Raw genomic sequence first — 18,929 nt, 5'->3', positions numbered from 1 at the left:
GGTTGGGGGGCTGAAGTGCTGAATAACGAAGCGAGAAAACTCCATCGAATTCACGTGATTATGGCTCGGTGAGCGATGGCTTAAAGTGTTGTGAAGACTGGGTTTTGAAGGTTGCTTTTTTGAGGTGAATTCAATGAATTATTTCGCTTCGCTGTCCGCGTCTTCTGCCCCCCAACCCCTCATTCTGGGGGACTTAAGACAAGATCTTGGGTTCAAACTTACTTACCTAGGGGACTTTAGTTGGCTCTCCAGAATCTGCACCAAAGGGGAAAATTCATCGAATTCACAGGGTGACACCGCCTTACTTGGGTAAGCGATCGCCCGCTTGTCGAGTGACAACAGGTTTGGAGCCGTCATGACCGTCGAGCGACCCATCAAACGAAACATTCGCTGGAGCAGGCTGGGGCAATTTGCGGATTCGACCTTCTGCTGACTTGATCACCACATACAAGACAGGGACAATAAACAAACTCAACACAGTAGCCACACACATTCCACCGACGATCGCCGATCCCAAAGATTGTCTAGCCGACGCTCCCGGCCCACTTGCCAAGACGAGAGGAACTGCCCCCATCGTGGTCGAAATCGCCGTCATCAAGATGGGACGCAACCGTTCGCGACAGGCCTCCGTAACCGATTGGACAATGCTCAAGCCTTTCTCGCGCTCTTCATTGGCAAACTCAACAATCAAAATCGCGTTCTTACTGGCCATCCCGATCAGCATCACAAATCCGATTTGCGTATAGACATCGTTGGCGGTTCCCTTAAGCAACACAGCCATCAATGCGCCAAGAATTGCAAGCGGCACCGTGAGCATGATGATCAACGGATCGATGTAGCTTTCATATTGAGCCGCCAAAGTCAGAAACACGAAGGTAATGCCCAAAGCAAAGATAAACACTGCGGCACCGCCTGATTCGAGTTCCTCCAGAGACAGCCCCGACCACTCATAACCAAATCCTCTGGGCAGCGTTTCTCTGGCAACCGCTTCCATCGCAGTAATCGCTTGCCCCGAACTCGATCCGGGTGCGGCAGCTCCGTTGATTTCCACGGATCGAAACAGGTTGTAGTGGTTGATAATTGACGGGCCGATCGTCTGCGTCACTTTCACCAAATTGCCTAATGGAATCATCCTACCCGGAGCGCCATTCACGCTGGCACTGCGAACATACAGCCGCTTGATGTCATCTGGGTTAGCGCGAAACTGACTGTCAGCCTGCACATAGACCCGATAAGCGCGATCGAACTGGTTAAAATCATTCACATAAGCCGAACCCAAAAAGATTTGCAGCGTGTTGAAAATGTCTTGCAGCGAGACTTGTAGCTGGCTGGCACGAACTCGATCCACCTCAACCGAAATCTGCGGCGTGTTGGCGTTAAAGTTGGGTCGCAGTCCGGTGAGTTCTGGGCTTTGAGCGGTAGGATAAGTCGTCGCCCGTCCTAAAAATTTGCCCAACGTCTCGCCCAAGGCCCCAAATCCCAATCCGGTGCGGTCTTGCAGGTGAAACTCAAATCCCCCAAAGTTACCGATTCCGGGAATGGCAGGCAGGTTAAACGGCAAGACGACCGCTTCTTGAATCGAAGCCAATTTGGGAAACAACCCACTAGGCTGCGGAAAAAATCCACCAATAATCGCTTGTAGAGACTGATTGGGCCCCGATCGCTCGTCCCACGGTTTTAGCGTTGAGAAAATCAAGCCATTGTTGGGTGTGGCTCCACTAAAGCTAAATCCCCCCACCGCAAAGATGTTTGAAATTTCGGGCTGCTGTTTGAGAATGGCTTCCGCTTTTTCTAAAACTTTTTCCGTGTAGTCAAGCGATACGCCTTCAGGAGCCTGCACGATCGTAATAAAAACGCCCTGATCTTCATCGGGGATGAACGCCTTGGGGACGAAGTTGTAGACGAAATACGTGAGAACCAGCGCCAGTGAAAACCCGATGATCACCACTCGTTTCATCCGAATCGCCTGCGTCACGCCCCGCGCATAGCCATCTCGCGTTTTGTCGATCGCCCAGTTGATCCGATTAAAAAACCAATTATTCGGAGTTTGTCCAGGCTTGAGCAACACAGCAGACAACATCGGCGTGAACGTGACTGCATTAAAGGTAGAAACGGTAACAGAAAAAGCGATCGTCAGTGCAAACTGTCGATAAAGCTGTCCTGTAGTTCCTGGAAAGAATGCAACGGGCACAAATACGGTAATCAGAACGAGTGAAGTTGCGATGACTACACCAAACAGCACATTCATCGATTCCATTGCCGCTTCACGCGGATTCATCCCTTCATCTTGAATGCGACGGCTAATATCTTCGATAATCACGATCGCATCGTCCACGACCAATCCCGTTGCCAACGTTAAACCAAATAGCGTCAGCGTGTTGATTGAGAACCCCAACAGTTTAACGAAGATAAAGGTGCCAATAAACGCAACGGGAATCACAATGGCAGTAATGAGTGCCGATCGCCAGTTCTGCAAAAACAAAAACAAAATCACAACAACTAGCACGACTGCCTCGATCAGCGATTGCACGACTTCTTGAGTACCCGCTTGAATAAAGGTCGTCGTGTCAAAGGCAATGGCATAGCGAATCCCTGGGGGAAAGCTTTTGGACAAGTTCAGCATTTCTGCCTTGACCGCATCAGCCACATCCAGCGCATTGCTACCAAACTGTTGATTGATGCCGAGTCCAACCCCTCTGTGAGTGACGCGATCGTTAGGAGTAAATCGCAAAACTGAACCGTAATTTTCTGCTCCCAATTCTGCACGACCGACATCTTTAAATCGAACTAACGCTCCATTGCTGGCAGATTTGATCACCACATTGCCAAACTCTTCAGCATCTTTGAGGCGACCTTGAGCCGTCACAGAAAATTGATACTGCTGACCAGATGGCGCAGGCGGTTGTCCAATTTGTCCGGCTCCCACTTGCAGGTTTTGTTCTTGTAAGGCGGCGACCACATCTTGAGGAGTCAGATTGCGACTGGCTAATCGTTCTGGATCGAGCCATAGCCGCATGGCGTATTTGCGTTCGCCAAAAATCTGTACGCCGCCCACGCCTTTGATCCGCTTAACGGCATCAGCTAAATAGAGATCGGCGTAGTTGCTGAGATAGATGTCGTCGTATTTGTCTTTGCCTGTTTTTTCGTCAATTTCAGCGTACAGCCCGATCGCCAGCAAAAAGTTATTGTTGGCCTTGACGACCTGCACTCCGGTTTGGGTAACTGGCCCAGGCAAGCGAGACAGAACGGTAGAAACGCGATTTTGCACATCCACGGCTGCTAGATCCTGGTCGCGTCCCAGATCAAAGGTCAGGTTGATGCTGCTGGTTCCTGTATTGGCACTGGTGGATTTGATGTACTTCACCCCGTTGATGCCGTTTAGCTCCCGTTCCAGAATGTTGGTGACGGTCGATTCGACGACTTCTGCGTTTGCGCCTGTGTAGTTAGAGGTGACGCTGACTTGGGGGGGAGCAATTTCAGGATACTGCGCGATCGACAGCGTTGGAATACAGGCAATTCCCAGTAGCGTGATCACGATCGAACACACTGTTGAGAATACGGGACGCTGGATAAAGAAATTAGAAATCGACAGAATCATAGTCTGTGACGGTAGAGGATTCTAACAGGCAATCGAAATAGAACTGTGAACTGATGACAATGAGACGTGGAATACGAAAATCACACCGTCTCACAAAGTAAATCAAACACCTCGTTCAGTGTTTAGCAAAAGAATGAGATTGAAACCAAATTGGCTATTTAGCAGCCGGGGCAGGGGGCGCTTCGGCGATCGGCGCACAGTTTTGCAGTTGTAGAATTCCTGATGTGACAATGCGATCGTTGGCGGTCAGTCCTTCTGTGATTTCTTGATCGTTGCCGACGATCTTACCTAACGTGATAGGTTTTTGGGCTGCGACAAGCTGATCAGGAGGCACGCTGGCAGGTGGGCCACTAGGGGAGGCTGCGGGAGCCTGACAGCCCGATTCGCTAAAGGGAGCCGCCACAAAGATAAAGTCTCTACCGCCCAATCGAGAAATTGCACTCGTTGGCACCACCACACCCGGACGATTGCTCCAAACGACTCTAGCTCTCACAAACTGGGACGTTCGCAAATTGCCCACATTGCTAAAAGTCGCTTTTGCCTGCACAGACTGCGTAGTGGGATCGACATTCGGAGCGACAAAAGAAATTCTCCCGTTCTGCACCGCTTTATTTTGATCGTCCAGTAGTTTGACAGGTAACCCGACTCGCAGCGCCGACGATCGCTCCAACGGCACCTGAATCTGAATTTCTAACTGCTGATTTTGCGTTACAGTAAGCAACTGCGTCGTGGGACTGACGGTATCCCCCACCTTAATAGGAATGTCGCCGATCGTCCCCGAAAATGGAGCGACAACCGTGTAATTTTGCAGTTGAGCCTGCCCCTCGGCAATGGTAGCTTGGGACTGCTCAAAAGCGCGTCGATTGCGACTGACGGTGGACTGAGCGCGATTGATCGCTGATCGTTGAGCCTGAATGTCGGCATCGGCTTTTTGTAAATCTGCCTGAGCGGTTCGCAATTGATTTAACTGCTGGTCAAGAATTTGCCGACTGGTGGCCCCTTGCCGAAACAAATCCTGATATCGCGCATATTCCTGCTGTCTCAGTTGTACATCTGCCGCCGCCGCCGCTCGACTCGCCTGAAGCGATTTCAAGGTATCCTCAGCGCTGGCCACATCCGCTTGCGCCGTATCAATTTCAGCCGCCGCCGTTTCGGCCGCCGATCGCCGACTGGCAACCTGGGCCTGCTGTTCTGCCGCATTGATTTGTAAAAGCACCTGTCCGGCTTGAACGCGATCGCCCGCCTTAACATTGATCGCACTGACTCGCCCCGAAGCCTGTGGTTGCAAAGTCACCGACTGACGCGAATCCAACGTCGCCGCATAATCTGAACTGTCTTCGATCGTCGCCGTTTTTGGATTAGACAACGGGACGGGAGTCGCTTGCGGCTTCATCTGACTGGCAAAGATCATCGGCAAAATGATCCGACTAAACACAATCCAACCGATGCCCCCCAGGAGGGCCAAAATGATGATTGCAGGCAACAAAAACTTACGCCAGCGAGGAGGAGGAGCGCGATCGGGAATGGGCGTTTCTACAATAATCGGTTGACGAGTCAGGTTTCGGTTGGTTTCTTCAGCGCTCATAAGTCAGGTTCCAGCTACGAAGAGGCTATTGAGTTAGCACAAGCGGAAGATTTGTCCAACCTGCTAGGGAATGAAGAGAAATCCCACCAAAGAGCTAAATCATCCGTTGATTATACTACTACGTGTACGAATTATTTGACCTCATCCTTTTGGTGTAGTTGGAGGTCAAAACAAAGCGTCTAGTAAAAGCTTCTATCCTCTGATTCAGCGCTTTTGCTCTCAAATTCTCCACTCCTAAAGGGTTCTGAGCTAGAAATCTCAAGTTGAGGTGTCGAGAATCTCACGCCTTGAGAAACCGCAAACCTATCTTTCTCGTAGGGAGTTAGGCCGCACGAAACGCACCCCTCACGATCGTGAATCAAAACTCGTTGTCTGTAGGGCGTATCAAACGATGGAAGCGCACGGCTAACTTAGATCGGTGCGTTTTGCAAGGTTCGACCCACCCTACAGTTTTGAGGATTGTTGGATTTAGAGTCTAGGGCAAATCGGTGCTGCCCATCAGATAGCGATCGCATTCACGCGCCACACCGCGGCCTTCGTTAAACGCCCAAACGACTAGGCTTTGACCCCGCCGACAGTCCCCCGCCGCAAATACGCCTGGAATGCTGGTCGTGTATTGTTCGTGGTCAGCTTTGACGTTGCTGCGAACATCCCGCTCCAGTCCGAGTGCATCCAAAAGGGGCTGTTCGGGGCCGAGAAAGCCCATCGCTAATAGGACAAGCTGCGCGGGAAGAACCTTTTCGGTGCCAGGAATTTGCTGGGGAATAAACTGTCCCTTTTCATTTCTCGCCCACTGTACCTGCACGGTGTGAACGGCTTTCACCTGTCCGGCTTCGTCGTCTTCAAAGTGGGTTGCCGTCGTCAAATAGCCACGGGGATCTTCGCCAAACTGAGCCGCCGCTTCTTCTTGCCCGTAGTCGAGACGATAGACTTTGGGCCATTCGGGCCAGGGGTTGTCGGCAGCGCGTTCGGTGGGCGGTTTGGGTAAGATTTCGAGTTGTTCGAGACTCTTGCAGCCGTGACGAATGGAGGTACCTACGCAGTCCGTTCCTGTGTCGCCGCCGCCGATGATTACAACGTCTTTCCCTTCGGCTGAAATGAAGTCTGCGGGCGGGTTGCCATCCAAAACGGCTTTGGTGTTGGCGGTGAGAAAGTCCATTGCAAAGTGAATGCCTTTTAGGTGACGACCGTCGATCGCCAAATCCCGTGGTCGAGTCGCCCCAGTACACAGCACGACAGAATCGAAATCCTTGAGCAATGTTTCAACAGGCAAATCCTTTCCCACTTCAGTATTGCAAATGAACTTCACGCCTTCGTCTTCCAGCACTTTGAGACGGCGCATCACGACTTCTTGTTTGTCCAACTTCATGTTGGGAATGCCGTACATCAAGAGTCCACCGGGACGATCGGCGCGTTCATACACCGTCACCCAATGTCCAGCTTTATTGAGTTGAGCGGCCGCAGACAATCCCGCCGGGCCAGATCCAATAACAGCAACCTTTTTCCCGGTGCGTTTGGTGGGCGGCTCTGGAACGATCCAGCCTTCTTGCCAGCCTTTATCGACGATCGAGTACTCGATATTCTTAATCGTCACAGGCGGATTGTTGATGCCCAAAACGCACGCCCCTTCACAGGGAGCCGGACAAACTCGACCCGTAAATTCTGGGAAATTGTTGGTTTTGTGCAGGCGATCGAGCGCTTCCTTCCACAGACCGCGATACACCAGATCGTTCCATTCCGGAATCAGATTATTCACCGGACAGCCGCTGGCCATGCCGCTGATCACCGTTCCTGTATGACAAAAGGGAATGCCACAGTCCATACAGCGTGCGCCCTGAATCCGAAGACTCTCTTCAGGCATCGGCAAATGAAACTCGTCCCAATTGTGAATGCGATCGAGGGGCGATCGTTCTGAGGGAGACTCGCGTAGAAATTCGATAAATCCGGTTGGCTTGCCCATAGTTGTGAGGGATGAGGGATGAAAAACTGTGAGAGATGGTCGGTAAAGTTTCCCTAACGTCATCCAGCAGCGAAGTTAGAGAAATCAAAGTTGATGGCTTAATTTAGCTGCCGCCGATGCGCGTGAGGTCGCGGGCGTTTTCTTCAAAAGCAGCGATCAGCGCGTCGTCACCGCTTAATCCGTCTGCTTCGGCTTTCTTGAGGGCTTGCAAAACTCGCTTGTAGTCTCTGGGCATAACTTTGACGAATTGAGGAATGCAGTCGTCCCAGTTGGCGAGAACTTGAGCAGCTTTTTGACTTTGGGTGTAGTCAGCATGACGCTGAATCAGTTGGCGAAGCGCCTCGATTTCTTCAGGGTCTTCTAGCGTCTCAAGTCCAACCATTTGGGTGTTGCAGCGAGTCGCAAAGTTGCCCTGTTCATCAAGAATGTACGCCACTCCACCGCTCATGCCTGCTGCAAAGTTGCGTCCAGTTTTGCCCAAAACAACCACCTTGCCGCCTGTCATATATTCGCAACCGTGATCGCCCACGCCTTCCACGACGACATTTACACCAGAATTTCGGACAGCAAACCGTTCGCCTGCCATGCCTCGAATGTAGACTTCACCAGAGGTTGCGCCATAGAGAGCGACGTTGCCGATGATCACATTGTCTTCAGCGATGAAGGTGGAAGCTTTGGGCGGATAGAGAAGAATCTTGCCGCCGCTCAGTCCTTTGCCAAAGTAGTCGTTTGCGTCGCCTTCTAGCTCCAGCGTGACTCCTTTGGGGACGAATGCGCCAAAACTCTGACCTGCGCTGCCCTGAAAGTGAAGATGAATCGTGTCTTCGGGGAGGCCTTGCCAGTGACGTTTGGTGATTTCATTGCCGAGAATGGTGCCGACGGCGCGGTTGACATTGCGGATCGGCAGGGTGGCTTTGACGGGAGTCGAGGAAGCGACCCCTTGCGGGTATCTCGAAGAGATCGCCTCCTCACACAACTCCAACAAGACGGTCATATCCAACGATTTCTCTAAGCCGTGATCTTGAGGAATCTGGCAAAACCGCCCTACATCGTCCCCGACTTCTGGCTGATAGAGAATCTTGGAGAAGTCCAGACCTTTGGCTTTCCAGTGCGCGAATGCCTGCTGCGGTTCCAGAACATCCGTGCGTCCCACCATTTCGTTGAGGGTACGGAAACCCAACTGCGCCATCAGTTCCCGGACTTCTTGAGCAATGAAATTCATGAAGTTGACGGTGTGTGCTGGGTCGCCGCTAAAGTTTTTGCGAAGTTGGGGATCTTGAGTCGCTACGCCGACGGGGCAGGTGTTGAGGTGACAGACGCGCATCATAATGCAGCCCAAGGTCACCAAAGGAGCGGTGGCAAATCCAAACTCTTCAGCGCCCAGAAGTGCTGCTACAACGACATCACGACCTGTTTTCATCTGACCATCGGCTTCGATGACGATCCGCGATCGCAGATTATTCAAGACCAGCGTTTGATGCGTTTCAGCGAGTCCCAATTCCCAGGGCAGCCCCGCATGTTTGATCGAAGTCTGCGGCGACGCGCCCGTTCCCCCATCAAATCCAGAAATCAGGACGACATCGGCGTGAGCTTTGGCAACCCCAGCGGCGATCGTTCCCACCCCCACTTCTGACACCAGTTTGACGCTGATGCGAGCGGAACGGTTGGCGTTTTTGAGGTCGTGAATCAACTCGGCGAGGTCTTCGATCGAGTAGATGTCATGGTGCGGAGGCGGCGAAATTAAGCCCACTCCCGGCGTTGAGTGCCGAACTTTGGCAATCCAGGGATAGACCTTTTTGCCGGGTAGCTGTCCGCCTTCTCCCGGCTTTGCGCCCTGAGCCATTTTGATCTGAATTTCCTGTGCCTGAGAGAGATACAGGCTGGTGACCCCAAATCGACCCGAAGCCACTTGTTTGATCGCACTGTTTTTAGAATCGCCGCGATCGTTTGTCCAGGTGTAGCGATCGGGATCTTCGCCGCCTTCGCCCGTGTTGGATTTGCCGCCGATGCGATTCATTGCGATCGCCAGCGATTCGTGCGCTTCCTGCGAAATCGAACCGTAGCTCATCGCGCCCGTTTTAAAGCGTTTCATAATTGCTTCGATCGATTCCACTTCCTCAATCGGGACGGGCTGACGCGGCTTAAATTGCAGCATTCCCCGCAATGTAAAGCGCTGTTGATTTTGTTCGTTGACCAGAAGAGCATATTGCTTGTAGAGGTCGTAGCGATCTTCTCGTACCGCTTTTTGCAGCGTGTGAATAGTTTGCGGGCTAAACAGATGCGCCTCGCCTTCTTTGCGCCACTGATAGTCGCCGCCGACATCCAGCGTGTGACCGTTGACTTCGCGATCGGGAAACGCATGACTGTGACGCAAAATCGCTTCTTGAGCAATCACTTCTAGACCAGCACCTTGAATACGAGAAGCTGTCCAGGAGAAATACTTATCTACAAGGGATTGGCTTAAACCGATCGCTTCAAAAATCTGTGCGCCTCGATAACTTTGTAACGTGGAAATTCCAATTTTGGAAGCGACCTTGACAACGCCTTTGGTCGCCGCTTTGACATAGTTTTTACACGCAGTTGGGAACTCAACACCAACCAGCGACCCTTGACGAATCATCGCCTCGATCGTTTCAAATGCCAGATAGGGATTGATCGCCCCGCAGCCATAGCCAATCAGCGATGCGTAGTGATGCACTTCTCGCGGTTCGCCCGATTCGAGAACCAGCCCAACTTTGGTACGAGTGCCCTGACGAATTAGATGGTGATGCAGTCCGGCAACGGCTAACAGCGCGGGAATTGGGGCGTTATTAGCATCCACATCGCGATCGGACAAAATCAGAATATTTGCCCCCGCTGCGATCGCTTGATTGGCTTGAGAACAGATCGACTCGATCGCTTGCTCCAGTCCGACCGCACCTGCTTTGGGATCGAACAACATGGGCAGCGTCACCGATTTGAAATTGCCTTCGGAAACGTGTTTTAATTTCGCCAACTCTGCATTGCTGAGAATGGGCGTTTTCAATTCGATCAGGTGACAGCTTTCGGGTTGTGGGTTGAGGAGATTTCCTTCTGCCCCGATCGTGGTTTCTGCCGATGTGATAATTTCTTCACGAATGGAATCGATCGGCGGATTTGTCACCTGTGCAAACAATTGCTGAAAATAATCGTAAAGCAGTTTCGGACGATTTGAGAGAACGGATAACGGCGTGTCTGCTCCCATTGCACCCACGGCCTCAACGCCATCTTTGGCCATTGGCGTTAGGAGTAACCGCAATTCTTCAAACGTGTATCCAAATGCTAACTGACGCTGCATTACCGTATTCGGATCGGATTCCAAAACAGGTGCGTCTTGCAGTTGCGACAGTTCAACCATGTGTTGATTGATCCATTCGCGGTAGGGTTGCTGAGTGGCGATCTGAGTTTTGATCTCATCATCCGCAACAATCCGCCCCTCTTCCATATTCACCAAGAACATGCGACCCGGTTCTAGCCGACCTTTGAGCGCAATCCGTTCCGGTTCAATCTCCAACACGCCTGCCTCAGAAGCCATGATCACCAGGTTATCTTTGGTGACGTAATAGCGAGACGGCCGCAGCCCATTGCGATCGAGCACCGCTCCAATCATCGTGCCATCCGTGAACGCGATCGAGGCTGGCCCATCCCACGGTTCCATCAAACAGGAATGGTACTCATAAAACGCCTTTTTCTCATCGCTCATCGACTCGTGCGCCGTCCACGGTTCTGGGATCATCATCATGACGGAATGCGGCAGCGATCGACCCGCCAACACCAGCAGTTCTAACGCATTGTCAAAAATGGTGGAATCGCTCCCCTCGACGTTGATCACAGGCTGCACTTTTTTGAGATCGTCGCCAAATAATTCCGACTCAAACAGCGATTGACGCGCATTCATCCAATTGATATTGCCGCGCAGGGTATTAATTTCGCCGTTGTGAGCAATGTAGCGATAGGGATGCGATCGCTCCCAACTCGGAAACGTATTCGTACTAAATCGAGAATGCACCAACCCCAAAGCGCTTTCTAGATCGGGATCGTGCAGATCAGAATAATACTGCCCCACCTGAGCCGTCATCAACATGCCTTTGTAGACGATCGTCCGGCATGACAAACTCGCGGGATACCAGAATGGATCGATCCTTGGTACGCGAATGGCATTGTGCGATCGCTTCCGAATCACATACAGCTTGCGCTCAAACGCCAGATCATTCGCCAAGTCAGCAGCGCGATCAATAAACACCTGCTGCATAAACGGTTCGCTCGATTTAGCCGTTTCGCCCATTGAGGAATGATCCGTCGGTACATCCCGCCAGCCAAGCACCTTCTGCCCTTCTTGCGCGACAATCTGCTCAAAAATCCGCCGTCCCTTTTCTCGCTGTACCGGATCAGGCGACCCATAGATCATCCCCACCCCATACTGACCGGGATCAGGAAGGGTAATCTCGACCTCAGCCGCCACCTTTTTGAGAAACTTGTGAGGCACCTGGAGTAAAATCCCTGCCCCGTCGCCCGTATTGGTTTCACAGCCGCAAGCACCGCGATGTTCCAGATTTTCTAAAATTGTCAGGGCTTGCTCAACGATCGCGTGGGATTTTTCCCCTTTCATGTGGACAATAAAGCCAACTCCGCAAGCATCATGCTCGAACTGCGGATCGTACAAGCCCTGCTGTGGTGGCAGTTCATTCATATTCATTAGGAAGCCTCGGCGTAGCAAATGACGATGTGATCGAGAGGGTAATATAGGATTCTCTAACGACTCTGAGCAAGAATCGTCTGTCTTAACAAAGTTGTCATTTTGTTGCGCCATCTTGCGTAGAGAAAAATACTCCGGCAAAACTTTAGAAATCCCCCACAGAAAGGAATACACCCCCTTTTACAGATTCTACAAGATTGCTTCCTCAGCTAAATTAATGGTCATCGATCGTCAACAATTGAGGAATTAGCGTTCCTTTTGTCGCACAGGTTGGGCGATCGCAATCAAACCAATTCTCACAAAAACCTCTTTTCAAACCTCTTTTGAATCGATTCAGGTTCCGTCTTGCCAGATCACAGGTTTGTTGAAACAATTAGAAAGTTCTACAGTCTAACTGCTTAGAGAATCCTGGAGTTCCTCCTGTAATTCCTTTATCAGATCCTTTATCAGAGCAGATTTACGCCCAAAGCTTGTGGTGCAAGAGTGAATACCATTCCCCCCTTTGACCTCTCCGAACAGTTTCAAACGATCGGCGCAGAAATCAATCAGGCAGTCTTAGAAGTGCTGGCCTCTGGTCGTTATATTGGGGGCGCAAACATTGAAAATTTTGAGCAGCAACTCGCCGCCTACATCGGAGTTTCAGACTGTGTAGCCTGCAATTCGGGGACGGATGCCCTTTATCTCGCCCTACGCGCCCTCAACATTGGAGCCGGAGATGAGGTAATCACCACGCCCTTCACCTTTGTCGCCACCGGGGAAACAATCAGTCAAGCAGGAGCCACCCCCGTTTTTGTAGACATCGACCCTTCCACTTTTAACCTGGATCTGGAGCAGATCGAGGCGGCCCTCACCCCCAAAACCAAAGCCATTATTCCGGTTCACCTGTTTGGTCAGCCTGTGGAGATGACGCGACTGATGGCAATCGCTCAAGCTCACAATCTATTTGTCATCGAAGACTGCGCTCAAGCAACCGGGGCAGACTGGGCGAGTCAAAAAGTTGGCAGCATTGGGCAGATTGGCTGTTTCAGTTTTTACCCCACCAAGAATCTAGGCGCTTGTGGAGATGGCGGCGCAGTAACGACGAATAATCCAGAGATGGCGGCGACGGTGAGAATGCTGCGCGACCACGGGCGGAGAAGCGGCTACTATCACGAGGCCTTTGGCGTAAACAGCCGACTTGATGCCGTGCAAGCGGTCATTCTCCAAATTAAATTGCGCTACCTGGACGAGTGGAATCAGCAGAGACGCAAGGTGGCCGATCGCTATCATCAGTTGCTCAGTCCGATTCCGGGCATTGTGCTTCCTCAACCTCCCACAGGCGGAACAGGAGTCTGGAATCAGTACACGATTCGAGTGCTAGACGGCGAGCCAGGGAACCTCTCACACCCCGACCCCTTGCGGGTAACCCGAAGAGATCGACTCCGCACTCAGCTTCAGTCTAAGGGCGTGAACTCGATGATCTATTATCCGCTGCCGCTCCATTTGCAGCCGATTTACAAGTCTTTGGGCTATCAGGTGGGTCAGTTGCCTCACTCCGATCGGGCGGCTCGTGAAGTGCTCTCTTTGCCGATGTTTCCCGAACTGTCGATCGCCCAGCAGGATCAAGTTGTTTACAGTTTGAAAGATTGCTTAACCTGAATCAATGCTATTTCTTGAGCAAAAAAATTCATCAAAATGGTCAAATCTTCTCATCTATGAGGATTTGAGACTCTATTGCACCAATCAAATTTAAAGCAAGAAAGTTGTAGTTTTCCATACTAGAATTGGGTAAAAGGTAACAAATAGTAAACATTAATAGCAGTTATAACAGTCGGAACTTTCCGCAACTTTTGATAATCACTTGTTTTTGTAGCCGTAGAAGTTCTACCTTCAAAAGCGCCTGACTGCTATTGATGCTCTGGCATCCACTTTAGTCTTGAAAGGCAGTGTAGAACGTGGGTCAAACTTCCCTCACTCAATTAAAATGCTACGACGCGGCGGCGATCGCCCAATATTATCGATATCGCCCCTGGAGAGCCATCTGGCGAGCTTTGAGAGTCACCGGACTTTTTTTGGGCTTTATCCTTGGACTGAAATGGGACGATTGGCAACATCAGGTCGAAGCCAACAAGCTACGCCGGGCCGCTCAGTTGAGAAATATTCTGACTGTCCTGGGGCCAACCTTCATTAAAGTCGGTCAAGCGCTGTCTACTCGTCCCGATCTGATCCGGCAAGACTTTTTAGACGAACTGGTGAAACTGCAAGACCAACTGCCGCCTTTCCCCAACGAAATTGCCTTTCGGATCGTTGAGACGCAGCTAGACGACACCCTGGACGATATTTTTGCCGAAATTTCTCCCGATCCCGTGGCCGCCGCGAGTTTGGCGCAGGTCTATAAAGCGCGTCTCCACTCAGGCGAAACGGTTGCGGTCAAGGTGCAGCGTCCCAATTTGCTGCCGATTCTCACGCTCGATTTGCTGCTGATGCGCTGGGCCGCAGGCTGGATTTCACCGTGGCTACCGCTCAATCTGGGGCACGACCTGACGCTGATTGTGGACGAGTTTGGCACCAAGCTGTTTGAAGAAATTGACTATCTAAACGAAGGCCGCAACGCCGAAAAGTTCGCCCACAACTTCCGCAACGACCCCACGGTGAAAGTGCCTTCCATCTTTTGGCGCTACAGTACCAATCGAGTGCTGATATTGGAATGGATCGACGGACTGAAACTAACGGACACCGATCGCATTCAACAAGCCGGACTCGACACCGACGCGCTGATTCGGATTGGGGTGACGGCTGGGCTGAGACAGTTGTTGGAGTATGGATTTTTCCACGCTGATCCGCATCCGGGCAATCTATTCGCTGTGGCTCCGTCGCCTTCGGTCAATGGGAGTCAAGCCTTCCCGAATGCGCGGATGGCGTTTATTGACTTTGGCATGATGGATCAGCTAGAAGAAAGCGCTAAAGAAACGCTGGTCGATGCCGTCGTTCACCTGATCAACAAAGATTATCTCGAACTCGCCAAAGATTTTGTCAACCTGGGATTTCTCACGCCCGATGTAGACATTCACCCGATCGTCCCCGCTTTGGAATCCGTTTTGGGCGACATCATGGGCGAAAGCGTGCGAGATTTCAACTTCAAGACGATTACCGATCGCTTCTCTGAGTTGATGTATGAGTATCCGTTTCGCATTCCAGCCAAATTTGCGCTGATCATTCGATCGCTCGTCACTCAAGAAGGATTAGCGCTAACCCTAAATCCCAACTTCAAGATCGTAGAGATTGGCTATCCCTATGTAGCTCGTCGATTGCTAACTGGAGAATCGCCCGCCCTGCGTCGTCGCCTGCTTGAAGTGCTGTTCAAAGGCGGCAAATTTCAGTGGCAGCGCCTGGAGAATATGATCGCGATCGCCCGGTCTGACAGCGGCTTTGACCTATTGCCCACGGCTCAACTTGGCATACAATTCATTCTCTCGGACGAAGGAAGATTTTTGCGTCAGCAGTTGTTGCTTGCCTTGACGGAAGACGATCGCCTGCACACCGAAGAAGTGCGTCGTCTGTGGAATTTGATCAAAGATGACATCAAGCCTGCCCGCTTATTTGACGCAGCGTTGGGCGCACTGGTTGATTTTTCGACCGCAGGCACTGCCGCTCTGTTGCCTTCGATGGCTTCTTTGACGGGCGATCGCTCTAACGGTAGGATGTAAAGGCTATCTTTCTCCCTAATCTACTGTGTACTATTTTCCCGATCCTCCTTATGTTTTGCTGGCTTTTGGCTTATTTGTCAGCCTGACTTCTGGTCTCGCCTTTGATTCGGTGCTGAAGCTCTCGGTCAAAGAATGGTCAAAGAATCGCTCAACGCGCAGCCTGGCCAAGATGCGAGGGTTTCAACTGCTCATTCCCTTTGTGGGCATCGCGGCTGGCTCCTGTGTCTTTTTGAGCGCTGGGATGGAGATTTTTGGCTTCCCGGCAAAACTGGCTTATGCGATCGCGCTTCCCTTAACTGTGTTTATCGGCTGGCTCGTCTGGTGGCAATTGGGCAAAATTTTGGCAGAACTCGATCGCGGCGGTTCTGCTGCTCTGGATTTAGATTCCTTTGAAAGCTAGATTTAACGACTGATTCGACGAAGCTGCTGATCTGCCTTTGTCGCCCAAGTTTGATTTTTTTGAGACGCAAACAGGTTTTTGGCGTATTTGAGAACCTGTTGAGCGTCTTTTAATTTGTTTTGCTTAATAAACACCAGACCCGCTGCATAGTAAGCATTTGCATAATTTGGGTTTGCCTGAGACGATTGCCGAAACGCTTTCAACGCCGCTTCCAAATCTCCCTGCACAAAGAAGATCGATCCCAAACTATAGTGCGCCTCCGCATACCCAGGATTACGTTGAATCGCCTGCCGAAAGGCCGCGATCGCGTCTCCCAATTTCTGCTGTTTTCGATAGGCTAATCCCAGGTGATAGAGCGGCTCCGGAGCATTGGGACTGAACTGTGCCGCTTGGCGAAAGGCTGCGATCGCTCCCGGTAAGTCGTTTTGGAGTTCTAAGACCAGCCCTAGATTGTAGTGTGACAGTCCGAGTTTGGGGTCGAGTTCGAGCGATCGCTGTAGATAGTCTCGCGCCTGGGGCAAGTTATTTCCTTCAATCAGCGCCGCTCCCAGATTTGCATAGGCCAGCGCAAAATTTGGATCAGCCTGTGTCGCTTGATAAAACGCAGTCGCAGATGCTTGAAGTTGTCCCTGTTGCCGCAGTGCCAGCCCCAAATTGTAGTGAGCCGCCGACATTTTAGGATCGAGTTTTGTAGCCTGACGAAAGGACTCGATCGCTTCGTTCACCCTCCCCTGCTGAATAAACTGCAACCCTTGAGTCACCTTAATTTCAGCCTGCCCACCACTTTGAGCCAATACAGGCACTTGAGCCAACGTAAAGCCTGTGATCAAGATAGTGACGGACAACAGTGAGGGAAGCGATCGCTGAGGCATGAGAATGATTTAATGAATCGCAGCAATCATAACAGGAAGCCGCTTTTTTGCGACCCCTTGCGGGTAACTCGAAGAGATCGTCCCTTCCCACGACATCCCACTACAAATGACTTTATCCCTCATCCCTCCTCGCAAAGCGGATTACCCCCAAAGGGGAACCGATCATCAAAGTTCTTCCTCATCTCCCACACTGCCCGCGCTGACGCAGCAAATGATCGCACAGCACCAGCGCCACCATCGCTTCCACCATCGGCACCGCTCTCGGCAACACACAGGGATCATGACGACCTTTTGCTGCCAGCGTTACTTCTTGCCCTTCATCATTGACCGTGCGCTGCTCTTTCCGAATGGTGGCCGTCGGCTTAAACGCAATGCGGAGCAGAATATTTTCGCCGTTGGAAATGCCCCCCTGCACTCCGCCCGATCGATTGGTCACGGTGCGGACTTCGCCATTATCTGAATAAAATTCGTCGTTGTGTTCACTCCCGGTCATCAGCGTCCCTGCAAACCCAGAGCCAATCTCAAAACCTTTGGTTGCAGGTAGAGACATCACTGCTTTTGCCAAATCCGCCTCTAACTTGTCAAACACAGGCTCTCCCAGACCTTTGGGAACATGACGCGCCACACATTCCACGACACCGCCCACCGAGTCGCCCTGTTTGCCAATCTGCTCGATCAAGTCCACCATGCGATCGGCGCACTCAGCATCCGGACAGCGGACAATATTGCTTTCGACCTGTTCTAAGGTCACGGTGTTGGGGTCGATCGCACCCTCCAATTCTTGGATGCGTTTTACATAGGCAATGATTTCGACCCCCAGTTCGCGCAGAATTTTTTTGGCGATCGCGCCTGCTGCCACTCGTCCGATCGTTTCTCGCGCCGACGATCGACCGCCCCCTTGCCAATTGCGAATGCCATACTTTGCATCATAGGTTGCGTCAGCGTGAGACGGACGATACGTATTAGCCATCTCGCTGTAGTCCTGCGATCGCTGGTCTTTGTTGCGAACAAGAATCGCGATCGGGGTGCCCAAAGTTTTGCCTTCAAAGACACCGGATAGAATTTCACACTGATCGGCTTCCTTGCGCGGTGTGGTGATTTTGCTTTGACCGGGGCGACGGCGATCGAGTTCAAACTGAATCTCTTGAGGAGAAATCTCAATCAAAGGGGGACAGCCGTCAATCACGACCCCAACGCCGCCCCCGTGAGATTCGCCAAAGGTGCTGATGCGAAAGAGATGACCGAAGGTGCTGCCCATAGTGTTGTGAGATAAGTTGTGTGATGTGTGCGATCGTATCGCCAAAAGGGTGGATCAACAGACGCGAGATCCGTCTATTCTCTCATTCTCAACCGACGGATTGCCATTAAAAAAGAGTAGAAGAAATCTCCTACTCTCTGTTAAAAATGGGTCGCCTGGGACTCGAACCCAGGACCAGTCGGTTAAAAGCCGAATGCTCTACCACTGAGCTAGCGACCCTAGTGCAATTTCCATGCCGTATATAAATTTAGCACACTGAAGCAGATTTGTGAAAAAAGATTTTGAGCCTCTGCAAGTTTTGAAGAAAGGGAGCCGAGTAACCAACCTATCGCGCAGTTCGAGTGACCCGCAAAGAGTAGTTAGGCTGTTTCTGATAATCGACTCCCTCAGCTTTTACAGTTCGATCATTTTTTTGTTGTGCAATTCCTCCAAATGTATGAGTGAACCAGCGCCCATGACAATATCGAACTTCATTAAAGACCGCTGCACTTGATAGCCCACTAACACGCGAATCACTTGATATTCAGTGGTCAAATCGCTCGTGCCATCCCATTTGAGATAGGCTAATTGATTTGAAGCAACTTCACTCAATTGTTCAACAAACTCTTCAATACAATTCCTGACATCCGAGAGAATGCCAGAGGGCATAAAAATCAATCGCTCTTGCAAATCCATGGTAACGGTAACTTGGTATCGTCTCACTAACGAGCATTGCAACTCAAAGCTAAACGAAACCGAGTCAGGAAGGTGTCTCCTAACGGCCATGTTGTTTTATCCTCTCTATTTAGTTCAAAGAGGATAGGAACGCTGACGGCTCAAACGTTCCCCCATCGTATGAAGTGTATGCAGGATCTTG

The 18,929-nt window shown here is 51.2% G+C and carries 10 protein-coding genes and 1 tRNA gene; 3 read left to right on the top strand and 8 right to left on the bottom strand.

The genetic code is table 11. From position 1 onward, the window contains the following. Nucleotides 1-301: 301 nt before the first annotated feature. The 4 genes from ACKFKH_RS26630 to gltB form a co-directional block, all read right to left on the bottom strand. Nucleotides 302-3,598 (bottom strand): efflux RND transporter permease subunit, encoded by a 3,297-nt coding sequence (locus tag ACKFKH_RS26630; RefSeq protein ID WP_446861373.1) that lies wholly within the window; start codon nucleotides 3,596-3,598, stop codon nucleotides 302-304. Nucleotides 3,599-3,752: 154 nt separating this feature from the next. After that, nucleotides 3,753-5,183 carry an efflux RND transporter periplasmic adaptor subunit gene (locus ACKFKH_RS26625; protein WP_446861372.1) on the bottom strand — a complete coding sequence of 477 codons (1,431 nt, stop codon included), beginning with the start codon at nucleotides 5,181-5,183 and terminating at the stop codon, nucleotides 3,753-3,755. A 475-nt stretch (nucleotides 5,184-5,658) separates the two neighbouring features. Beyond that, on the bottom strand, nucleotides 5,659-7,143 hold the full coding sequence (gltD, locus tag ACKFKH_RS26620; RefSeq protein WP_446861371.1) for a glutamate synthase small subunit: 1,485 nt from the start codon (nucleotides 7,141-7,143) through the stop codon (nucleotides 5,659-5,661). A 103-nt stretch (nucleotides 7,144-7,246) separates the two neighbouring features. Then, nucleotides 7,247-11,857 (bottom strand): glutamate synthase large subunit, encoded by a 4,611-nt coding sequence (gene gltB, locus ACKFKH_RS26615; RefSeq protein ID WP_446861370.1) that lies wholly within the window; start codon nucleotides 11,855-11,857, stop codon nucleotides 7,247-7,249. Between the two features lie 483 nt (nucleotides 11,858-12,340). Here gltB and ACKFKH_RS26610 point away from each other — a divergent pair, with 483 nt between their 5' ends. From ACKFKH_RS26610 to ACKFKH_RS26600, 3 genes are all read left to right on the top strand, one after another. Further along, nucleotides 12,341-13,495 carry a DegT/DnrJ/EryC1/StrS family aminotransferase gene (locus ACKFKH_RS26610; RefSeq protein ID WP_446861369.1) on the top strand — a complete coding sequence of 385 codons (1,155 nt, stop codon included), beginning with the start codon at nucleotides 12,341-12,343 and terminating at the stop codon, nucleotides 13,493-13,495. Nucleotides 13,496-13,791: 296 nt separating this feature from the next. After that, nucleotides 13,792-15,543, top strand: coding sequence for an ABC1 kinase family protein (locus tag ACKFKH_RS26605; protein WP_446861368.1), 1,752 nt, complete (start codon nucleotides 13,792-13,794; stop codon nucleotides 15,541-15,543). Nucleotides 15,544-15,568: 25 nt separating this feature from the next. Beyond that, a complete protein-coding gene (locus ACKFKH_RS26600; protein WP_446861367.1) occupies nucleotides 15,569-15,943 on the top strand; it encodes a hypothetical protein in 375 nt (124 codons plus the stop codon). A 2-nt stretch (nucleotides 15,944-15,945) separates the two neighbouring features. Here the strand turns inward: ACKFKH_RS26600 and ACKFKH_RS26595 are convergent, their stop codons facing one another. The 4 genes from ACKFKH_RS26595 to ACKFKH_RS26580 all read right to left on the bottom strand — a co-directional run bounded on the left by ACKFKH_RS26595 (nucleotide 15,946) and on the right by ACKFKH_RS26580 (nucleotide 18,838). Next, nucleotides 15,946-16,815 carry a tetratricopeptide repeat protein gene (locus tag ACKFKH_RS26595; protein WP_446861366.1) on the bottom strand — a complete coding sequence of 290 codons (870 nt, stop codon included), beginning with the start codon at nucleotides 16,813-16,815 and terminating at the stop codon, nucleotides 15,946-15,948. Nucleotides 16,816-16,993: 178 nt separating this feature from the next. Further along, complete coding sequence (aroC, locus tag ACKFKH_RS26590; protein WP_446861365.1) at nucleotides 16,994-18,073, bottom strand: chorismate synthase; 1,080 nt, start codon at nucleotides 18,071-18,073, stop codon at nucleotides 16,994-16,996. Between the two features lie 147 nt (nucleotides 18,074-18,220). Then, a tRNA-Lys gene (locus tag ACKFKH_RS26585) sits at nucleotides 18,221-18,292 on the bottom strand. Between the two features lie 174 nt (nucleotides 18,293-18,466). Then, entirely contained in the window at nucleotides 18,467-18,838 is a 372-nt protein-coding gene (locus ACKFKH_RS26580; protein WP_446861364.1) for a hypothetical protein, read from the bottom strand. Between the last annotated feature and the right edge of the window lie 91 nt (nucleotides 18,839-18,929).

The sequence above is a fragment of the Phormidesmis sp. 146-20 genome (assembly GCF_052939475.1).
The sequence above is the reverse complement of the archived record's forward strand: the minus strand, read 5'-3'. Positions and strand labels throughout refer to the sequence as shown.